The organism is Bacillus ectoiniformans, from assembly GCF_016908875.1.
Classification (GTDB): domain Bacteria; phylum Bacillota; class Bacilli; order Bacillales; family Domibacillaceae; genus Bacillus_BX; species Bacillus_BX ectoiniformans.
On sequence record NZ_JAFBES010000001.1, the window covers coordinates 156,682 to 175,159 of the forward strand.

23 protein-coding genes are annotated in these 18,478 nt (G+C 39.7%); 6 read left to right on the forward strand and 17 right to left on the reverse strand.

Annotated features, from left to right (window positions below):
- The first annotated feature begins 373 nt into the window (after positions 1 to 373).
- Entirely contained in the window at positions 374 to 1,585 is a 1,212-nt protein-coding gene (locus tag JOC78_RS00775; protein ID WP_204552069.1) for a nucleotidyltransferase, read from the forward strand.
- Positions 1,586 to 1,628: 43 nt separating this feature from the next.
- Here JOC78_RS00775 and JOC78_RS00780 read toward each other — a convergent pair whose 3' ends face one another.
- Together JOC78_RS00780 and JOC78_RS00785 are read right to left on the reverse strand one after the other, a co-directional pair.
- Positions 1,629 to 2,663 carry a SepM family pheromone-processing serine protease gene (locus JOC78_RS00780; RefSeq protein ID WP_204552071.1) on the reverse strand — a complete coding sequence of 345 codons (1,035 nt, stop codon included), beginning with the start codon at positions 2,661 to 2,663 and terminating at the stop codon, positions 1,629 to 1,631.
- Positions 2,653 to 3,447, reverse strand: coding sequence for a patatin-like phospholipase family protein (locus tag JOC78_RS00785; RefSeq protein WP_204552072.1), 795 nt, complete (start codon positions 3,445 to 3,447; stop codon positions 2,653 to 2,655). Before JOC78_RS00785 ends, JOC78_RS00780 begins: the two co-directional genes overlap by 11 nt.
- A 202-nt stretch (positions 3,448 to 3,649) precedes the next feature.
- Between JOC78_RS00785 and ylbJ the strand changes: the two genes are divergently transcribed.
- Together ylbJ and JOC78_RS00795 are read left to right on the forward strand one after the other, a co-directional pair.
- Positions 3,650 to 4,849, forward strand: coding sequence for a sporulation integral membrane protein YlbJ (gene ylbJ / locus JOC78_RS00790; RefSeq protein ID WP_239586921.1), 1,200 nt, complete (start codon positions 3,650 to 3,652; stop codon positions 4,847 to 4,849).
- A 76-nt stretch (positions 4,850 to 4,925) separates the two neighbouring features.
- Positions 4,926 to 5,066, forward strand: coding sequence for a hypothetical protein (locus JOC78_RS00795; protein ID WP_204552076.1), 141 nt, complete (start codon positions 4,926 to 4,928; stop codon positions 5,064 to 5,066).
- Between the two features lie 45 nt (positions 5,067 to 5,111).
- On the opposite strand, the gene coaD is transcribed toward JOC78_RS00795, so the two are convergent.
- The 3 genes from coaD to JOC78_RS00810 all read right to left on the reverse strand — a co-directional run bounded on the left by coaD (position 5,112) and on the right by JOC78_RS00810 (position 7,917).
- Positions 5,112 to 5,600, reverse strand: coding sequence for a pantetheine-phosphate adenylyltransferase (coaD, locus tag JOC78_RS00800; RefSeq protein ID WP_204552078.1), 489 nt, complete (start codon positions 5,598 to 5,600; stop codon positions 5,112 to 5,114).
- A 12-nt stretch (positions 5,601 to 5,612) separates the two neighbouring features.
- Positions 5,613 to 6,170: a 16S rRNA (guanine(966)-N(2))-methyltransferase RsmD gene (rsmD, locus tag JOC78_RS00805; RefSeq protein ID WP_204552080.1), complete on the reverse strand. Its 558-nt coding sequence runs from the start codon at positions 6,168 to 6,170 to the stop codon at positions 5,613 to 5,615.
- Between the two features lie 328 nt (positions 6,171 to 6,498).
- Positions 6,499 to 7,917, reverse strand: coding sequence for a stalk domain-containing protein (locus tag JOC78_RS00810; RefSeq protein ID WP_204552082.1), 1,419 nt, complete (start codon positions 7,915 to 7,917; stop codon positions 6,499 to 6,501).
- 189 nt (positions 7,918 to 8,106) lie between these two features.
- On the opposite strand from JOC78_RS00810, the gene JOC78_RS00815 reads away from it, so the two are divergent.
- Complete coding sequence (locus JOC78_RS00815) at positions 8,107 to 8,496, forward strand: DUF7147 family protein (protein ID WP_204552084.1); 390 nt, start codon at positions 8,107 to 8,109, stop codon at positions 8,494 to 8,496.
- A 34-nt stretch (positions 8,497 to 8,530) separates the two neighbouring features.
- Here JOC78_RS00815 and JOC78_RS00820 read toward each other — a convergent pair whose 3' ends face one another.
- The 5 genes from JOC78_RS00820 to ylbD form a co-directional block, all read right to left on the reverse strand.
- A complete protein-coding gene (locus JOC78_RS00820) occupies positions 8,531 to 8,806 on the reverse strand; it encodes a YlbG family protein (RefSeq protein WP_204552086.1) in 276 nt (91 codons plus the stop codon).
- Between the two features lie 104 nt (positions 8,807 to 8,910).
- The gene (locus JOC78_RS00825; protein ID WP_338023145.1) at positions 8,911 to 9,348 is read right to left on the reverse strand and encodes a YlbF/YmcA family competence regulator; all 438 of its coding nucleotides are present in this window, start codon (positions 9,346 to 9,348) and stop codon (positions 8,911 to 8,913) included.
- Between the two features lie 55 nt (positions 9,349 to 9,403).
- Complete coding sequence (locus JOC78_RS00830; protein ID WP_204552089.1) at positions 9,404 to 9,793, reverse strand: hypothetical protein; 390 nt, start codon at positions 9,791 to 9,793, stop codon at positions 9,404 to 9,406.
- 43 nt (positions 9,794 to 9,836) lie between these two features.
- The gene (locus tag JOC78_RS00835; protein ID WP_204552091.1) at positions 9,837 to 10,127 is read right to left on the reverse strand and encodes a YlbE-like family protein; all 291 of its coding nucleotides are present in this window, start codon (positions 10,125 to 10,127) and stop codon (positions 9,837 to 9,839) included.
- Positions 10,128 to 10,156: 29 nt separating this feature from the next.
- A complete protein-coding gene (gene ylbD / locus JOC78_RS00840; protein WP_204552093.1) occupies positions 10,157 to 10,480 on the reverse strand; it encodes a spore coat protein YlbD in 324 nt (107 codons plus the stop codon).
- A gap of 141 nt (positions 10,481 to 10,621) precedes the next feature.
- On the opposite strand from ylbD, the gene JOC78_RS00845 reads away from it, so the two are divergent.
- Entirely contained in the window at positions 10,622 to 11,110 is a 489-nt protein-coding gene (locus JOC78_RS00845) for a PaaI family thioesterase (RefSeq protein ID WP_204552094.1), read from the forward strand.
- A 41-nt stretch (positions 11,111 to 11,151) separates the two neighbouring features.
- On the opposite strand, the gene JOC78_RS00850 is transcribed toward JOC78_RS00845, so the two are convergent.
- Positions 11,152 to 12,198: a CAP domain-containing protein gene (locus JOC78_RS00850; protein WP_420829891.1), complete on the reverse strand. Its 1,047-nt coding sequence runs from the start codon at positions 12,196 to 12,198 to the stop codon at positions 11,152 to 11,154.
- Positions 12,199 to 12,442: 244 nt separating this feature from the next.
- Between JOC78_RS00850 and JOC78_RS00855 the strand changes: the two genes are divergently transcribed.
- On the forward strand, positions 12,443 to 12,802 hold the full coding sequence (locus JOC78_RS00855; RefSeq protein WP_204552096.1) for a YugN family protein: 360 nt from the start codon (positions 12,443 to 12,445) through the stop codon (positions 12,800 to 12,802).
- Between the two features lie 52 nt (positions 12,803 to 12,854).
- Here the strand turns inward: JOC78_RS00855 and JOC78_RS00860 are convergent, their stop codons facing one another.
- The 6 genes from JOC78_RS00860 to coxB all read right to left on the reverse strand — a co-directional run bounded on the left by JOC78_RS00860 (position 12,855) and on the right by coxB (position 18,442).
- Complete coding sequence (locus JOC78_RS00860) at positions 12,855 to 13,316, reverse strand: DUF420 domain-containing protein (protein WP_204552098.1); 462 nt, start codon at positions 13,314 to 13,316, stop codon at positions 12,855 to 12,857.
- A 76-nt stretch (positions 13,317 to 13,392) separates the two neighbouring features.
- A complete protein-coding gene (gene ctaG, locus JOC78_RS00865) occupies positions 13,393 to 14,316 on the reverse strand; it encodes a cytochrome c oxidase assembly factor CtaG (protein ID WP_204552100.1) in 924 nt (307 codons plus the stop codon).
- A gap of 182 nt (positions 14,317 to 14,498) precedes the next feature.
- Positions 14,499 to 14,831, reverse strand: coding sequence for a cytochrome c oxidase subunit IVB (gene ctaF, locus JOC78_RS00870; RefSeq protein ID WP_204552101.1), 333 nt, complete (start codon positions 14,829 to 14,831; stop codon positions 14,499 to 14,501).
- A gap of 3 nt (positions 14,832 to 14,834) precedes the next feature.
- Positions 14,835 to 15,464, reverse strand: coding sequence for a cytochrome (ubi)quinol oxidase subunit III (locus JOC78_RS00875; protein WP_204552103.1), 630 nt, complete (start codon positions 15,462 to 15,464; stop codon positions 14,835 to 14,837).
- The gene (gene ctaD, locus JOC78_RS00880; protein WP_204552105.1) at positions 15,464 to 17,335 is read right to left on the reverse strand and encodes a cytochrome c oxidase subunit I; all 1,872 of its coding nucleotides are present in this window, start codon (positions 17,333 to 17,335) and stop codon (positions 15,464 to 15,466) included. Before ctaD ends, JOC78_RS00875 begins: the two co-directional genes overlap by 1 nt.
- Before the next feature lie 27 nt (positions 17,336 to 17,362).
- Positions 17,363 to 18,442 (reverse strand): cytochrome c oxidase subunit II, encoded by a 1,080-nt coding sequence (coxB, locus tag JOC78_RS00885; RefSeq protein ID WP_204552106.1) that lies wholly within the window; start codon positions 18,440 to 18,442, stop codon positions 17,363 to 17,365.
- Positions 18,443 to 18,478 lie beyond the last annotated feature (36 nt).

Sequence of the window (18,478 nt, forward strand, 5' to 3'; positions counted from 1 at the left end):
CAGGCAAATAGGCAGACACCAAAAAGGCGCTCTTTGCCTTTATGGTGGCTGATCTTTTGACCCGAGCTCCTAGCGGGATTTGCTAGACACCACCGAAAAGCAAAACGTGCTCGCTCAGGTGTGAAGGGCAAATAGGCTTTTACCCTCAAGGCGCTCTTTGCCTTTAGGGTAAAAGATCTTTTGTCCCAAGCACCTAACGGCTTTTGCTAGACACCACCGAAAAGCAAATTCCGCTGTTCAGTCCCTCAGGCAAACAACCAGGTGAATTGACAATTAACCATAGATATCTGACAATAAAAGTGATTGCCGGATACTATGACTAGATACTCGTTTTGTTTGGCATATCTAATAACTATAACAGAGGAACATACAAATGAAAACAGTTGGTATCGTTGTTGAATACAATCCTTTTCATAACGGACATCATTACCATGTCCAAGAAGCTAAGAGACAGACAGGAGCAGATGTCGTGATCGCTGTCATGAGCGGACATTTTCTGCAGCGGGGCGAGCCCGCTCTTGTTCATAAATGGGCTCGGACAAAAATGGCTCTAGATCATGGGGCAGATCTCGTCGCTGAACTGCCTTATTATTTTTCGACACAAAAAGCTGAGGTGTTTTCTTTTGGTGCTATTTCTATTTTGCAGGAACTGTTTTGTGACACTTTTTGCTTTGGCTCAGAAGATGGGCGTATAGAACCTTTTATTGAGACCGAAAAAAAAATCCAAGCAGCATCCGCCTCATTAGAGCCTCTTATACACGCCTATATGAAAGAAGGCTATAGCTTTCCAAAAGCACAAACGTTAGCAAGAAACCAAGTATTTTCTGAAGGGTTGCCTCTTGACTTATCACAGCCCAATAATATTCTCGGCTATCATTATGTTAAAGCAAATAACATGCTGAATGCCAACATGACACCTTATACTATTAAAAGACAAGCTGCCGATTACCACGAAACAGAATTAGGCAGTGGCACGATCGCGAGTGCGACAAGCATCCGCAAACAATTAATAAGCAGCGGCAGCGATCATGTAGAGCCGATTGCCGCCTATGTTCCCAAAGCAGTCTCTCAGCAGCTGCAAGATTACTTAACGACTTATCGTGTTTTTCATACTTGGGAGCGCTATTGGCCCTTTCTGCAATATCGCTTGATCACATCCACCCCTCAAGATCTGAGCCTAATCTATGAGGTAACAGAAGGGATTGAGCATCGTTTAAAGGAGGCCGCTCACCACTCGAAAAGCTTTAATGAATTCATGGAAGCAGTGAAAACAAAGCGTTATACATGGACGAGAATTCAGCGAATGCTTGTCCATATTTTAACGAATACTTCAAGGGAAGAGATGCTCGCCCGGTCGAAAGAAGTCGAGTTCATTCGACTGTTAGGCATGAATACAAAAGGAAGGAACTATCTTAATACCATCAAGAAAGACTGCAGGCTTCCCATCATCTCTAAAGCATCAGCCCATAAGAAATTGCTTGCTCAAGATTTAAAAGCGACAGAAGTCTATGCACTTGGCCTTCCTCCACATTCTTACGATTCCCTTATGCTGAATGAATATAAACAATCTCCTATTATTAATTAATAAATAAAATCTCCATTAAAGCCGGTGCTTTAATGGAGATTTTTTAATTATTCATTAAGTAGGTTAATGCTTCGTTAAAGGTTTTAACAGGAACGATCTTCATGGATGTGCCTATTTCCTTCCCAGTTATAACTGCTTCCTGATAATTAGATTGAATGCCAGGAACTTTCTTTTTTATTTCCTCCGACAATTCATCATCAGGCGCTAGAAATATTTCAGCTCCAGCTTTGTCTGCCGCAACAATTTTTTGAGAGATTCCGCCAATTCTTCCGACGGTGCCATCAGGAGCAATCGTTCCAGTGCCTGCGATCTTTCTCCCGTTTGCAATATCCTCTTTTACCAGCTGATTATAAATCTCCAGACTGAACATTAATCCCGCTGAAGGTCCGCCAATGGTTTCTGTATGCAGCTTTACTTTAGGTTTGCTGATTAATTCTCTGTCATCTGTTAAACTTATGCCGATTCCTGGCTTTGAATCTGTTTCAGTAAATTGTTTGAGTTTGATTTTCTGCTCATCTTCATCTTCGTCTCTGACAAACTTGATCGCTACTTCTTCTCCAGGCTGTTTGCTTTTAATATATTCCGTAAACTGCTGGGAAGATTCAAATTCTTTTCCGTCAATTGCAATAATTCGGTCGCCTGCTTTTAGAATTTTTTCGGCAGGCATGTCCGGAAAGACATTCAGTATGTAAATTCCTTTATATAGTAATTCGTAAGGTTTTTTCGCTGCATCAAAAGCGACTGTAACCGCATTTTGCTGTGAATTATCCATTAAATACTTCTGTCTTACATTGTACTCTTCATCCGACTCATGGGGACTTCTGACATCATTTACAGGCAAAATTTCTTCATAATCCCTAAAAGAAGCCAGTGCATAAGCAAAGATATTCGCCTGCCCCATTTTAATGGTTGTCAGCATTAATGTCCCCGGATCATCGTCCCCTCCTGCCACTTCCACAATGGGATCTAGGTCATGGGCATCTCCAGGCTTCGTTACATAATAGGGCAATCGAATAAAAGTCGCTGCAATCATGACCATTAATAAAATGACAGCAAATGGTGTCCATTTATTTCTCATTCTGCTTCTCCTTCCAGCGGTTCATTTCCTCCAGTATATCCGGAATCATCTTTTCTGCTTCTATTTCCCCTGCTTTAATAATTTCTTCAATGTTAGTAAATGTCTTCGAACTATATTCATCTACCGATGGCCGAATCATGACATTCGAAGCCAAATGGCGATTTTCAATAATTTCTAATTGTAATATATCGATACTTTGCATAATGACATCAAATATCGTCGAAATCTCTGCGTTCTTTTTCACCGATGATACGTCCACTCCAATGATAATATCCGCTCCCATATCCCTGACTACCGAAACAGGAACGCGGTCTATGACCCCTCCATCCACCAAAAGGCGGCCATTAATTTTTTCAGGAACGAAAATACCTGGAATTGCTATGCTCGCTCTTACAGCTTCTGCAATCGGGCCATCAGTAAAAATCACTTTCTCCGCCATTTTTATATCTGTCGCTACTATGGCAATAGGAATAGCTAAATCTTCAATATTCTTTCCATGGGTGAACAATCTTATGAAATCTTTAATTCTTTTTCCAGAAATAAACCCCATTTTTGGAACAATAAAGTCAAGGAAATATTTCCTGCGAAAAGCTGTTGATAATTTATATAATTGATCCATATCATGGCCCATCGCATAGAAGCTGGCGACTAAGGAACCCATGCTGCTGCCGGCAATCATATCGATAGGGATAGATGCTTCCTGCAGCTTCTTTAATACACCGATATGGGCAAAGCCTCTCGCTCCGCCAGAGCCTAAAGCAATTCCTATCTTCGGTCGCTCCAATGTATTTCCCTCCGTCTCCGGTATTCTCTTTAAGGATATGGTCTATTTCATTTTTATATGAGTATATTGAAATAAAGCCGGACAAGTTGATACCGGGAAATTAAATTAAAACGTTAAGCCTGTTACTAATATTGTACATGAATGCTGGTATGAATCCTAGCTTCAGTGCATGCCTACAGGGAGGATAAGGGGGATTGAAGGATTGGCAGCTTCTCGAGCGAAAACCATTCTTTTAGCCATTTTCGTCACAGTCTTTGCAGGTTCATTAATAGCATTTCCAGAAGCTTCTTTTGAAGCATCCATTCGGGGATTAAATATGTGGTGGGAAATTGTTTTTCCTTCGCTGCTGCCTTTTTTCATCATTTCAGAAATGCTGATTGGGATAGGCGTCGTCAGTTTCCTCGGTGTCCTGTTAGAACCAATGATGCGTCCATTGTTCCGGGTGCCTGGCTCAGGGGGGTTCGTTTGGGCGATGGCCATGGCGTCAGGATTTCCTTCAGGAGCGAAACTAGCTGCGAGGCTTCGTAAAGAAAAGCAGCTTACACGAATTGAAGCAGAGAGACTTGTCTCATTTACTAACTCATCTAACCCTCTCTTTATTTTTGGAGCGGTTTCTGTTGGTTTTTTCTATAATCCTCACCTAGGAGTTTTGCTCGCTCTTGCCCATTATGGGGGTAATTTCCTCGTAGGTTTAACGATGAGGTTTTATGGACGGGAAAAGGAGGAAGAAAAAGCGAGGTCTAAACGAGTTACTCTCCGATCTGCCTTTTCTGCCATGCACCGGGAACGGACGAAGGATGAACGCCCCATTGGCAAGTTAATTGGCGAAGCTGTGGTATCATCGATCAATACATTATTAATGATTGGCGGATTTATCATTTTATTTTCTGTCATAAACAAACTGCTTTTCCACCTTCATGTCACTGAGTTTTTGGCTATGGGTGCCGCACAATTATTTCATTTGGTCGGACTTTCCTCTCTGATCAGCATCCCATTCATAGCAGGAATATTTGAAATTACGCTAGGCAGCCAAATGATCAGCCAAGTGCAGCAGGTTAACCTTTTGCAGCAAGTGATATTGACAAGTTTTGTGCTAGGGTTCAGCGGCTTAAGTGTGCAGGCGCAAGTAGCCAGCATTCTTGCAGAGACTGACATACGATTTGCTCCCTTTTTTATGGCGCGCATCATGCACGGCTTTTATTCCGCTATGATTGCATTCGTTTGCTGGAAGCCAGTATATGAAAATTCCTATCAAGGCGGCAGTTCTAAATCGATCCCCGTCTTTCAATCTTTGCAATCTCCTTGGGAAGAAGCCGTTTCCTTTTTGCATCAATTCGGACCTGTCATTACAATTGGTGCCCTAGTTCTTTATATGTATTTCTATGCCCGGCTCGCAAAATAAACGAGAGAGGCTGATCAAGAATATAGTGTTTACAAATTGGACATCCTTGTAGTAGAAAAATAAAGGAGGTCAGTTCATGGATCAACAATTTAATGTAGCTGATTTAGAAACGGGCACTGTAGAAAAAATTCTGTCATTTGAAGAAAAGTTGCGTTCAGAAACCGGCAGAGAAATCGTATTAATCGCTTACCAAAATGAACAAAAAGAGAATCAATAGAAAAACACCCTCGCAACCTGAGGGTGTTTTTCTTTTTGTCTGTCTCTATAGATCCATTTGGTTCTTCTCTTTTAATGCCAGTTCAACCTCTTTAGGAACGAGGTCTGAAATATTTGCTTGGTACTTCGCCACTTCTTTCACAATACTTGAACTTAAAAAAGAATACTGGCTGTTTGTCATCATAAAGAATGTTTCTAAATGATCATCAAGCACCCGGTTCATCGAAGTAATCTGCATTTCGTATTCAAAGTCGGATACTGCGCGCAAGCCTCTTAAAATCGCATTCGCTTGTATACTTTTGGCATATTCAACTAACAAGCCATTATAACTGTCTACTTTCACATTTGGTAAATGCACTGTCACTTGGCGAATGAGATCCACTCTCTCCTCCACTGAAAAAAGCGGCTTTTTTGACGAATTGCTCAAAATGACGACATACACTTGATCAAATACTTTTGCCCCTCTTTGAATAATATCTAAATGTCCATTCGTGATTGGATCAAAGCTTCCCGGGCATACGGCAATACTAGCCACAGTCCTTCCTCCTTATCTTTCAGACCATTCATATATTGAGACACGGATGATCCCGTAGGTTTCTTCTCTCATCAATTTCAGATTCCCTGCTGCCTCTGGCAAAGAGATGTCAGAACTGTGTTCACAAACAATAAATCCATCTTCACTAAGCAGGCGATGTTCACTAATTTGCGATAAAAGCTTTTCAAGCTGCTGCTTTCGATAAGGAGGATCTAAAAAAATCCCATCAAAAACTAAGCCTCTTTTAATAATAGCCTTTAATGCGCGTTCTGCGTCGTTTCGATAAATCTCACAGCAGTCTTCATAATGGCATAAAGCGACATTTGCCTTTATTGTTTGGATCGCTTTCATATCCCGGTCTACAAAAATCATTGTGTCAAACCCTCTGCTGAGTGCTTCTAGGCCTAAGCCTCCGCTCCCGGCAAATAAATCAAGTCCCGTCCCCTTAGAATAATAAGGGCCTACCATATTAAAAATTGCTTCTTTTACTTTGTCAGTGGTTGGACGTGTATCGCGCCCTGGTACCGCTTTCAAGGGAATACCTTTGTGTTCACCAGAAATAACTCGCATACATACTCACCATTCATCCTAGATTTTCTCATTTATGTTATCATACTTCCCAATTTGAAGCTAGAATTGTTTAAAAAACCAGATATCTGTCTTTTTTATAAGATATTTAGCGTTTAAAAATCATTTAATCGGTACATACTAGTTTTAACAACATCATTCGGGATGTTGTTGATTAGGAGAAGACTTAGATTCCCCATAAGTCCTTTTCCGATTTCTCCTCTCCCTTTGCCTTCTGTCTATATAGGCATAGAAGGACCCTGCTGATTGTCAGCAGGGTTATTTTTGTTTATTTATATTTTTTTATTTACAGACTGCTCATCCACCTCAATTATTTATAATCAAGCATATTGATTGAAATTCGGTCGGATTGTTCACTAACAGAAGTCAGGAAAATTTTTTGCAGCCAGTTTTTGTCGATATATACCTCGCCATCAATCGTTTGCAAGGCATTATTGTAAATGCCGTAATCGTCTTCATTTAATATGAATCGGTTTTGATCAAGGAAAAACCGGTACGTATCATACTCTTTTTTAATTAAAAGCGTTCTTTCATTCGAAACAGCTTTAACAGAGAAACCTAACTCTTCAAGAGTTTCTTGTAAAGGAAATAAGATCATGCCATTTCGGTGTACCATTTGAACTTCTGAACGCCCCTCTTCGATATAAACAGGACGAGTATCATAAAGCGTAAGCGGTTTGAATAGCTGATTTTCATTTTTGTTCTCGGTGAAAAAATGGGTGTCTAGCTTAACAACGGAAGAAAGCATTTGATCCATCTCCTCCGCTGTTAACACCCTTTCTTTCACATGAAGAATTTTCTCTTTCCATTTCTCGTGCTGATCTTTAGAGAGTTTTGTTTGTAAATGAGTATACATTTCTTGCGCTTTCGGTGAACCAACCGGCCGATTCTTCATATAAGCCTGAATCAGCTGACTAAACCATTTCTGGCCCTCTGTAAATTGATAAGCACGATGAATATACTGAATTAAAAATTGGTCTGACAATAACCCTAACTGATTTTCATCCTGAACAAGAACCAATGTAGCAGAGGAATACGATGGATGCGCCTTTGTCATAATCACGAGCGGCGGATCTAAATCGGCTACTCCTTTTACTTCACTAAATACCTCACTGTTAATGACTGTTTCTTTTGGTGCATATACTGTAATCTTCTTATTAAACGTCATGCGGCTTAAAGGTTCTTTCTGCCAGTATAGATCCACTGCTTCTCCTTTTCTTTCAAACAAGTAGAAGTCAACCAGTTTTCCTTTTTGATTTTTCACTTCGTCTGCATTAGAATACCAGGTTCCTTCACGCAGCTTTCTTTCTGTCAATTCAATCGTTGTATAGGACAGATTGGCTTCTTTCACTTTAATAAACCAATCGGAAAGCAGCAAGGCGGCTGCTCCTCCCTGATCTTTAAGAGTATAAGAAATAGACACCGTTGACTTGCCAGGAGTGATCACTCCGAGCTGGCCTCTAAAAGAGCATTGATCAGACTTATTTTCACAGCTAATATTTAAAGCCTGTGGAGGAACGACAACTGATAAATCTTTATCTTTAGGCACATTTGTTAGTTGCTGGACAATTTTAAAACCGCTGGCTGTATGTTCCACTTTAATTAATTGTTCTAACTCCATTTCACTAAACGCTTGAGAACTTTTTTCAAAACCCAGCCATTGAACAAACAATATTACCCCGGAAATAACAGATAATATAAAAACAGCAAACAAGGACTTTTTAATCATATTCGTCCCACCTCATAGTAAATTCTTCTCTTATATATAAGATAGCAAATTTAACCGGTGAATGGAGAGGAGATCATGACATATTTATAAATTTTTTCTATAAGGGATTGAAGGTTGAGGTTCTTTCCGCCACGAGATACAATGAAGATTGGTATAAAGATTTGCTCATATTGAAACGGAGGTTTTCCCTTGATTCAACGTTTTATTGAACTCGGTGAAGGGTATTCAGATCTATACGAATTGATCGAGATCGCTCAAAATAATAAGCACAGACTGCTGCACATGGCTGCTTTGCATTCAAGAAAAGAAGATCAATCCAGGACATCCCTGGTCGTGATCCTTCAGCCGACACATCCCGGTAAGTTCCAGCCCCTTTATATATGCAGAGAAGGAATTCCTTATCCGCATGAAAAGCCTAATCAAAGGTTTGACCTTTTTATGCAAACAGCTGAACAATTAAATAAAACGGTTATTCAGTTTGATGTAAAGCCTTCCGCTTTGTTTGCGGAAAAAGAATTATTTTATCAGTATTTAATTGGCATTCTGCGGCTTAATCATTACATACCGGAAATGCAATAAATGAAAAAGCAGAATCGTTTTAGATTCTGCTTTTTTACACGCCAATTTTATAATCGTACTCTTTAGCTTTATCAGGTTTTGAATTCTCATATTCGGTCTTTAAGAAAGGCTTGAATGATAATTCAACCTTTTTAACGAACGACAAGGAAGAAAGCTTCTCCGCCAATTTTTCAATATCCTCTTGATTGCAGTATACGACGGCATATTTCATGCGCTTTGAAACGTAGTGAACATTTCCATACTTGCGCAATGATTTAGCCGGCTTGGTATTGTGAAGCCAAACGATTAAGGCCTGTCGCTCAGTAAACATAATATCTCCCCAAATGTTCTTTTTATTAAGTCTAGCATAGACAGAAAGCGAGAATCAATAAGAAAAGATCAGCCGCTGACACCTGCTGATCTTTAACTTGAAGATTAAGCGGAGCATCCGCAGCCGCTTCCGCAGCCTCCACCGCAGCTTGATGCAAAAAATGGATTGCCCGTTGGCACTTTAATTCCCTCTGATACCGAATGGCCAATTAATACGCTGATTTCATCCAGCAGCTCCTGCAGCTCGTTTTCAGCCACACGAAAGGCAGTGACATGATCATCTAAATCCATTTCACGCTTCGCTTCCCTCACTTCTTTCATCACACGGCTGTATTCGGGATGATAGCGTCCAAACCTTTGAACTTCTTCATACTGTTCCTTTAACCGGCTGAAACGGCTGATTTTCTCCTTTGTCCCCGGTGTCGTATATAAAAGTTTATAACATAAACGATAGTTTTCCGCGGTTTCAGATTGTAAGATCATTTGAGCAAGTTGTTCCGCTTTCTCTATCGTCTCGATTTTTTCTAAAGTAGCTGTAAGCACATAGCCCACCTCCATTCAACCATTTTATCACATTTTTCATTCGTATAAAAATGGTTTAAGGAACCACGACAAAAAATTGTTTTTCAAACCCAATTGCTTTGTTGTTTTTATCCGTCAATTTGACCTTTACTTCGTGCCTGCCAGGCTCTATGCCTTTGACAATAAACGCTGCCGTATGATAACTGCTGTAATACTTTCCATCTATATAAACAGAGGCTTTCCCATAGATGGACCCTTCTTTATCACGATCAGAAAATGTTACACCTGGAACCACACACTCAACAAATAAGTGTTTTCCTCTCATGAGATGCCGAATCGATCCATTCTTAGCAGCGACTTCTTCAGCATTCGTTACCATAGGTTCAGCTGATAAATTCTCGGGTTCTGGGAAGTCCTGCCTGCAACCCGCCATCAAGACCAGGAAAGCTATCATCCAATATTTCATGCTCACCACTCCTTTTTGTTAGTGTGAGCAGAAATGACCATTTTTATTGATGATTTTGTGGAGATTCTTCAGGTGAAATATTTTCTTCGGAAGAATTGGGAGACGGACTTTGAGACTGCAGCATAGATAGCAGCAAAGAGGCCATTTGCAAGCCTCCATTTACTCTTTCAACATGATGAGGAATCGTTTTTTTATGAAAGTTTAAACTTCCTCTTTCAAATGTAGAATAATCGTATGGATTACGTCCCAATAACCTATACCATTTAGGCTCATGTCTTAAATAAACCAGCAAGTCTTTATCGTCTTGAATTTTCTTCATTATGTCCATTCTCATTTTCTGGCGCCCTCCTCGATCATTTTCTTTTATTTGGTGTTTAGAGTGGAAATGACCATTTGAACAGTCTCTAAAGCCGACTGAATCTGTTTAATATAAGCACTCCATTGTGAAGCGTCAAAAGACGATAAAGCATCTAATAGCCCGTTCACCCAGTCGTTTTCCGTTTTACTTGATTCTTCTTGGACTCTTTCCGTGGACTCTTCTACTTCTACATCTCCAAATGTGTACCATTCCTCAAACATATCTTGCAGAGAGCGCTCCCTTTTGATCACCTGCATTTTTAATTCCGGCCGCTCAGAAATATATTGTTTAAATTCAGCAATCTTTGGATGTTTAAAGTGTGCACTCACGCTTTCATCCCCCGCCCATGTTATTTTCTATTAACACTCTATGGAAAAACAGATAAAAAGTGAAAAACTTTTTTATCAATGCTTAAACGTGATAACATGAAAATATACAGAAAATTCACGATTGAAAAGAGGAACGAACAAATGAAAGAATTGAACACATTATTCGAAAAGGCTGTCTCTGCTGCCAATGAGAAGGAGCTTGAGATTTTAAGCCAGCTGTTAACCGGTTTCACAGAAAAAATCGAAGGAAACGGCTCCTACATAGGCAGACTTCTTCATATGAACCGGCAAATAACCGAAGATGAATGCATCATTACCATTCCTATTACAGATTTACTAAGTAACTCTCTCGGCATCATTCATGGGGGGATTACTGCGACTGTATTAGATTCAGCTATGGGAAATTTAGCGAATTTAAAAGCTCCAGCAGGGTACGGAGCCGTCACAACTAATTTGAATATACATTATTTGTCTCCGGGCAAAGGAACAGAACTGATAACAAAGGCAAAAGTTATTCGCAAAGGAAGCAAAACGATGGTAATAGAAGGCGAATGCTTTGGGGATAACGGGCAAAAAATAGCTCATGCGACCGGGAGCTTTTTTATAGTAAAACAACCAACTGGTGACTGACGTAAAAAGAGGCCAGCGATTAGTTGAGCTGACCTCTTTTCTTAATGAGTAATAAAATTTTGTGTGTAGTACTTCTTGTAGACACCCACCCCTAAATGAGTGAAATCTCCAAGCAGCGTTTCCCGATGACCTTCAGAATTAAGCCATCCTTCTACGGCCGCAGGAGCATCGACATAATTAGCTGCTATGTTCTCACCGGCTGAGCGATAGTTAATATTTGCTGAGTCTAAACGATCCCCTAAATTCCCTTTAGACGGAGATTCATGTGCAAAATATTGTTTATCATGCATTTCACGGCTATGAAGCTTAGCTACCTCTGCAGCATTTATTTCTTCTTGGAGAGAACTTAAATCGAACCGCTTTCTTATCATGTTTGTAATGTCTAAGATTTGTTTTTCACTTCCCTGTTCGATCTCTTTCCATGTAAGGTCGTCTGGCTCTGGGGCAGACAATAGCTTTCCGCGATACACCATTTCATAAGGACGCTGTTTAATTAAGGTTTCTTTCGAGAGATATCGGACGCTTGAAAGGGTTCCAGTAAATTTATCTAAATATAATTGCACATAAATATCCCCCAGACGCACTAGCGGCCTAATGTTGAAATCCTCTTCTGATAACTCAAAGCGATAATTTCCTTTTTTATGATTAATAACAATTTCAGTATCGAGTACATTCGCTGCAAAGATTTCGTTAGCTGGCTGTCCAATTTTGAATGGAGCAACCTCCGTTTTGCCTGTGGCATACGCAGTAACTACTTGATTATGCTCTACACCGAATTGAACATAGTGTTTGTCGTCTTTATAAACCCACCACTCATATTCATAGGCGGAAGGATCTTTTCTAATAGGCTCACCAAAAGCTGTCTTTAAATCTCCAGATTGCTTTCCTATGAAGGAACCTATTCCTTTTACGGGCATTTTGCCTGGAGATATCTGATGCTCTTCTGGAACGGAAACAGAATTACTCGTATCTATCTTCGGGTGTTTTGAAGAATTTTCTAACACTTGCTTTTCTTCCATATTATTCATATATAAAGTGGCAATCACAATAATTGACATAACAATTAAGATTCTTATCACCGATCTCAGATGAATCCCTCCCTTCTTTCTATATGTATCCATTATTGCCATTCAACATTCACATTATAACATTACAGCTGACAGGGTTCCTATGAAAGAATGTCCAAAACTTTTGTTAAATTGTCACTTCCAATCCTTATCAATAGATTGCAAGTAGCTTCATTTTCGACTATTATAAAAAATGAAGGAATTATATACTATTTTGTAATTAATGAAAACGGGCAAAGCCGATGAAATTCAGGAGGGACATTTCATGAGATTTGAAAATACGGAATTAGAAACAGTGCAGGTTGACTTTAACCGCTTAGAAGACATTATGGCTTCACATGGTTTAGTTCTTGCTGGTCAGTGGGATTATGAGCGTGTAACTTTTGACCGCAAATTTGAACTAAAAGAAGGTACATACTATTTACGTGTTTTAGGCTATACAACAACAGGTGATGTCGGGGCGTCTGAGGGCAATATTCAACTAATGAAACCTTTGCTTGGCAAGCACTATTATCCTCATGGTGTAGAATATGGCGATGATGAGCACTTCCCAGAGTCATTAGTTCAAACTTGCGAGAAGATCTTGAAAGATATTAAAGAAGAAATTAGCCAATTTACCGTTTAATATCAATATAAAAAGCGAAGAACCCATCGGTTCTTCGCTTTTTATTATCTCTTTAAAAACCTAAGATGGCTTTAATGACAGAAGTGGTTTCGCCACCTTCGTATAACACATAAAGCAGCATATAAACGGCCACACCTGTAATGGCTGTAAAAAACCAAACGACACTTGTAATAGGCCCAAGCTTTCTATGTTTAGTTAAATTATCTTTCAATCCAGATATGATCGTAATAATACCGAGTACTGCTCCAGTTGTAGCCAAAGTAATATGAAACACAAGAAATGAAGTGTAATAAATTTTCAGGTTATCCGGACCACCAAAAGCAGTATTCCCGATAAAGATCGTGCGGCTTGCATAAATAATGAAAAAGATAATCGCAAATACAGCAGCGGTTAACATTGTTTTTTTATGTTTTTCCACTTTTTTTTGTGAAATTTGCACCCAGCCAATTGCTACAAATATGGCGCTTAACACGATAAATGATGTACTAATAGTAGGCAATATTGGAACAGACATTTCGAACCTCTCTCTCTTTTGCTCATGATTTCTTTTATAGGACTAGAATGTAGGATTTCCCCCAAAAAATTATATCCTAACGGCTAGTCTCGCTTTTAAGTTTTGCCTGATGCTGCAATAACGCTGATTCTGTAATCGCATCACCGTTCTCTTCTTCTTTTCTAAACCAGGCAAAGAACACTTGCGCAAGAATAATTCCATATACGATCTCTTGAATAATCTTCATAATTACCCCGCCAAGCTGCTGATCCTCGACAACCGGCATATTTGAAAATAATTCTGGCCCGCTTAAATTTAACCCTTGCAAGGTGTTAACCGGCACACATAACTCCATTGCCTGCAGCCATGAACTTGAATCACTGTAAGTGGCATATAAAGGTGTAGAAGCGAAAATAATCAGCGCACACGCAGGAGTTAAAAGGACACCATCTGCAAAGATATATCCGATCTTCTTCAATCCGCTTAGCTGCTTGCCATTAGGAAGTTCATTCATTAATGGCCACCACATAAATAGGGCGAAAATAAATAAGACAAACGTATACAGACCATGCAATGTCTCACTTACTTTAATAAAGTCAAAAATTAATGGAATATGATAAAAAGAGAATAATCCATTAAAAAAGACAAGAGCAATAATTGGTTTAGTGAAGAAATTCACCACTGGTTTAATCACAGGCAGTTCAAGCACAGGTTTCCAAACCCACCACGGAATTGCTTTAATTAATAGTGGCGGAACCACTAAGTAAAGAACGGCCATCTGGACCATGTGGTAAGAAAACATAATATGCCCCATTAAATCGAGCGGTGATCCTTTGATCACATATAAAACAGCCATTGCTGAAATAAAAAGGACAGCCTGCTTCCTCGTTAATGGTTCGCTTACCTTAAAATCTTTACGCCATTTGACGGTAATTAAAAAGTAGAGAGCCGTTACAAATGCAATCATTAACATAAATAAAGGACTCCATAGCGCCTGGAACCCAAATATACTTATGGACATTATTTATCACCTCTTCATTTTTTGAGATGTTTCAAGTACCATTATACCTCTACACATTTCGACCTTCAATGTAATGTATTGACAAGTTCTTGACAATCCTAATTTACATTGCATCTTATATCTCAAATGAATCCACTAAAAAAACCAGCCTCAAAGGGCTGGTTTTTTCAAGATTGAACTTATTAGATCCAGACAACAGTCATGAACGCTAATACTGTAACAAACGCGATAACTACCGCTGACCATATAAATAATTGAGGCGCTTCATGACCTTTATGATTCATATGCATGAAGTAGTACAACTGGAATACAACTTGAATAACAGCAAGAAGTAAAATAAATGGGATGATAAACCATTTAGAAAACCCTGCAGCTACACTTACGAAAGCAATGACAGTAAAGAAAATCATCATCGTAAATGTTACAACTTGCATTCTCATTTCTTCCGCGCTTTTTCTTCTGCGATAATCGTAATTAACTCTTGGGTTGTTTGAATTAGATGTATGATTAGCCATCAGTTATCCCACCATTCCCATTAAGTATACTACAGTGAAAATGAATACCCATACAACGTCAATGAAATGCCAGTAAAGACTTGCAAGATAAAACTTCGGTGCGTTGTATAGGTTCAATCCTCTGCCTGCATTTCGAACCATCAATGTAGTAATCCATAGTAATCCGAATGCAACGTGTCCACCATGGAATCCGACTAGCGTATAGAAAGCAGAACCAAATGCACTGCTTGTAAACGTGTGTCCAAATTCGTGGTAATAGTGAGTAAACTCGTAAATTTCAAAACCCAGGAACGCTAATCCTAGAATAACAGTGAACAATAACCAAGCCTGCATACGCTTAAAGTTATAGTTCTTCATGTGATACATTGCATACACACTTGTCAGTGAACTTGTTAAAAGAAGCATCGTCATAACGAATACGAGCGGCAATTCGAACAAGTCTTTGGCAAGTGCATGATCGGGACTTGGCACTTTATCTTTAAGTGCAATATAAGTGGCAAAAAGAGAAGCAAACAATACAGTCTCTCCGCCTAAGAATAACCAAAAGCCTAAAAATTTATTCTTGCCTTCAAGGGTTGCCTTTTCAGGCGATTCAGGCCATGTTTGCGGTGTGAATTTTTCATCTGCGTGCATTATGCCTTACCCCCCTTATCAGCATCATCAAGTAAATCTTCTTTATGAATATGGTATCCGTGGTCATCTTTTACAGAACGGTAGAACATAGCTCCTAAAGTTACAGCCATACCCGCAATTAATACTGGAATCGCCCAAGCTTTGTCATCCACTTGGTACATTGCACCGAAACAAGCGATGAACAAGCCAAGAGAAATAACAAATGGAACAAATGAGTTATTTGGCATATGGATATCACCAATTGGTTCAGCCGGTGTTAACTCAGTTCTGCCTTCCATTTTTTCTAACCATAATGGATCTAATCCGCGAACAAGCGGTGTTTGTTTAAAGTTATAGAATGGAGGCGGTGAAGAAATTGCCCATTCTAGTGTACGGCCGTCTTCCCAAGGATCGTTGCCGACTCTTACATTCTTAACAGATGTAACTACAACATTAATCAATAGAACAATTACACCCACAGCCATGAAAGCAGCTCCGACAGAACTGATCATGTTTCCAGTTTCAAGCCCTTGACCTGGAAGGAAAGTCCAGATACGGCGCGGCATCCCCATTAAGCCTAAGAAATGCTGAATAAAGAATGTCAAATGGAATCCAATAAAGAAGAACCAGAATGTAATTTTTCCAAGTTTTTCACTAAGCATTGTACCGAACATTTTTGGCCAGTAGAAATGTGTACCAGCAAGTAATGCAAATACTACACCGCCTACGATAACGTAGTGGAAATGCGCTACGATAAAGTAAGAATCATGGAACTGATAATCTACTGGTGCAGATGCCTGCATAACTCCAGTAACCCCACCAGCAACAAATGATGGAATAAATGCAATCGCATAAATCATCGGAACGGTGAATTTGATGCTTCCGCCCCACATAGTTAGGATCCAGTTAAAGATTTTAATACCTGTAGGAACGGCAATCGCCATCGTTGCTACCGCAAAGATCGCGTTGGCAATAGGACCCATACCTGTTGTAAACATATGGTGAGCCCATACCATGAAGCCTAAGAAACCAATCAGAACAGTTGCGAATACCATTGAAGAGTATCCGAATAAACGTTTTCTTGAGAAAGTTGAGAAGATCTCAGAGAAAATACCGAATGCCGGCAATACTAGAATGTATACCTCTGGGTGACCAAAGATCCAGAAGAAATGCTCCCAGATGATTGTGTTACCGCCAGCTGCTACATTAAAGAAGTTAGCTCCAAACAAACGGTCAAACATTAACATAAAGATCCCGATTGTTAATGGAGGGAATGCAAATAATATCAAAGCACACGCTACGAATGTTGTCCAAGTGAACAAAGGCATTCTCATGTAAGTCATACCAGGAGCACGCATATTGATGATCGTAACTAAAAAGTTGATCCCGCCAATAAGTGTACCGAAACCTGAGACCTGTAAACCAAGTACATAAAAGTCAATACCATGTCCTTCAGAGGCTAATGATAAGGATGCATAAGAAGTCCAACCAGCATCAGGTGCTCCTCCAAGGAACCAAGATAAGTTCAAAAATAATCCGCCGAAAAAGAACAGCCAAAATCCAAGCGAATTTAAGAATGGAAATGCTACGTCACGGGCACCAATTTGAAGTGGCACAATCGCATTCATAAAAGCAAACAATAAAGGCATTGCTGCTAAGAAAATCATTGTTGTACCGTGCATCGTTATAAGTTCGTTATACATTCCTGCACTAACGAAATCATTATTTGGTACAGCAAGCTGAATGCGGATAAGCATTGCTTCTAGGCCGCCCATGAGGAAGAAGATTCCACCCGCAACTAGGTAAAGGATCGCAATTTTTTTATGGTCTACTGTCGTAAGATAATCCCATAAAGTGGCTGCGAAACCTTGTTTTTTTGCAATGGTACTCAACGGTTTAACCTCCCTTTTTATTCTCTATTAATCTTGTACTTTTAAGCTCATTAAGTATGTTGCTAACTGGTCAAGCTCTTGATCGGAAAGCTCGCCATAAGTACCTGTCATTTTGTTTCCTGGTTTGTACTTCTCTGGATCTTTAATCCAGTTTTTCAATTCATCTTCGTTATGATCCAAAATACCAGCCACACGAGTACGTTCTCCAAAGTTTGCTAAGTTCGGTGCAAGACGAGCTTGTTCCGGACGCGCATCCTCAGGCGTAACGGCATGACAGCTTAAACAGTTTTGTTTGAAGATTTCCTGTCCTGCTTGTGCTTCAGGATCAGCAGGAGTCTCTTCTTTCGCTGTTTTCATATCTTCCATCCATTGATCGAATTCAGCTTTTGGAAGTGCTCTAACTTTAAAGTCCATTAAAGCATGTGATGGGCCGCAAAGCTCCGCACATTTACCATAGAACAGGTTGTCGGCGTCTTTTGCTTTTTCATCATCAAACTCTAGCCACATTTTATTCACGTTATCCGTGTTAGTGTCCATTTTACCGCCTACAGCAGGGATCCAGAACGAGTGCTTTACATCAGAAGCTTTAATCTGGAAGTAAACCTTTTGATCAGTTGGCACCACTAATTCTTGTCCAGTGACAACTTTTTGATCTGGGTATTCAAATTCCCACCAGTATAAGTTCGCGCGAACATTAACAACCAATGCTTCGCGTTCGCCATCCTTATTCTTTTTCTCCATGTCCTGCACATCTGCAAATTTAAACGTTGCAGTTACTGTAGGAACAGCAAGAACTAATAAAAGAATAATTGGAATAACGGTCCACACAATCTCTAAAACATGGCTGCCTTCTACTTGTTTAGGAATTTTCTTCTCATCGCCTTTTTTACGACGGAATTTGACGACAGCAATTAAATAGACAGCAGTAACTGCTATAATTACGAAGACCATGATGACCGTGCTCAGAACCATTAAATCATACTGTGATTGAGCAACTTCTCCGGCAGGTGTCAGCGTGGAAAGGAACGGTTCACCACAGCCAGACAGAACCAGCGTCAACATGCTAAAAATAGTGAAAAGACGCCATTTTGCTAGCCTAGCTTTCATAGCTTAATTAACCCCCTCTTTCTTAAATTGTTAAAT

Coding starts and splice junctions, on each gene's coding strand:
- JOC78_RS00820 (WP_204552086.1), bottom strand. CDS start 8,806: ATGTTTACTGAGCGACAGGCCTTAATCGTTTGGCTTCACAATACCAAG.
- JOC78_RS00810 (WP_204552082.1), bottom strand. CDS start 7,917: ATGATTAAAAAGTCCTTGTTTGCTGTTTTTATATTATCTGTTATTTCC.
- JOC78_RS00855 (WP_204552096.1), top strand. CDS start 12,443: ATGAGATTTGAAAATACGGAATTAGAAACAGTGCAGGTTGACTTTAAC.
- rsmD (WP_204552080.1), bottom strand. CDS start 6,170: ATGCGAGTTATTTCTGGTGAACACAAAGGTATTCCCTTGAAAGCGGTA.
- JOC78_RS00845 (WP_204552094.1), top strand. CDS start 10,622: ATGAAAGAATTGAACACATTATTCGAAAAGGCTGTCTCTGCTGCCAAT.
- JOC78_RS00775 (WP_204552069.1), top strand. CDS start 374: ATGAAAACAGTTGGTATCGTTGTTGAATACAATCCTTTTCATAACGGA.
- coxB (WP_204552106.1), bottom strand. CDS start 18,442: ATGAAAGCTAGGCTAGCAAAATGGCGTCTTTTCACTATTTTTAGCATG.
- ctaG (WP_204552100.1), bottom strand. CDS start 14,316: ATGTCCATAAGTATATTTGGGTTCCAGGCGCTATGGAGTCCTTTATTT.
- JOC78_RS00830 (WP_204552089.1), bottom strand. CDS start 9,793: ATGAAATATTGGATGATAGCTTTCCTGGTCTTGATGGCGGGTTGCAGG.
- ctaF (WP_204552101.1), bottom strand. CDS start 14,831: ATGGCTAATCATACATCTAATTCAAACAACCCAAGAGTTAATTACGAT.
- JOC78_RS00835 (WP_204552091.1), bottom strand. CDS start 10,127: ATGAGAATGGACATAATGAAGAAAATTCAAGACGATAAAGACTTGCTG.
- JOC78_RS00795 (WP_204552076.1), top strand. CDS start 4,926: ATGGATCAACAATTTAATGTAGCTGATTTAGAAACGGGCACTGTAGAA.
- JOC78_RS00875 (WP_204552103.1), bottom strand. CDS start 15,464: ATGCACGCAGATGAAAAATTCACACCGCAAACATGGCCTGAATCGCCT.
- JOC78_RS00780 (WP_204552071.1), bottom strand. CDS start 2,663: ATGAGAAATAAATGGACACCATTTGCTGTCATTTTATTAATGGTCATG.
- JOC78_RS00860 (WP_204552098.1), bottom strand. CDS start 13,316: ATGTCTGTTCCAATATTGCCTACTATTAGTACATCATTTATCGTGTTA.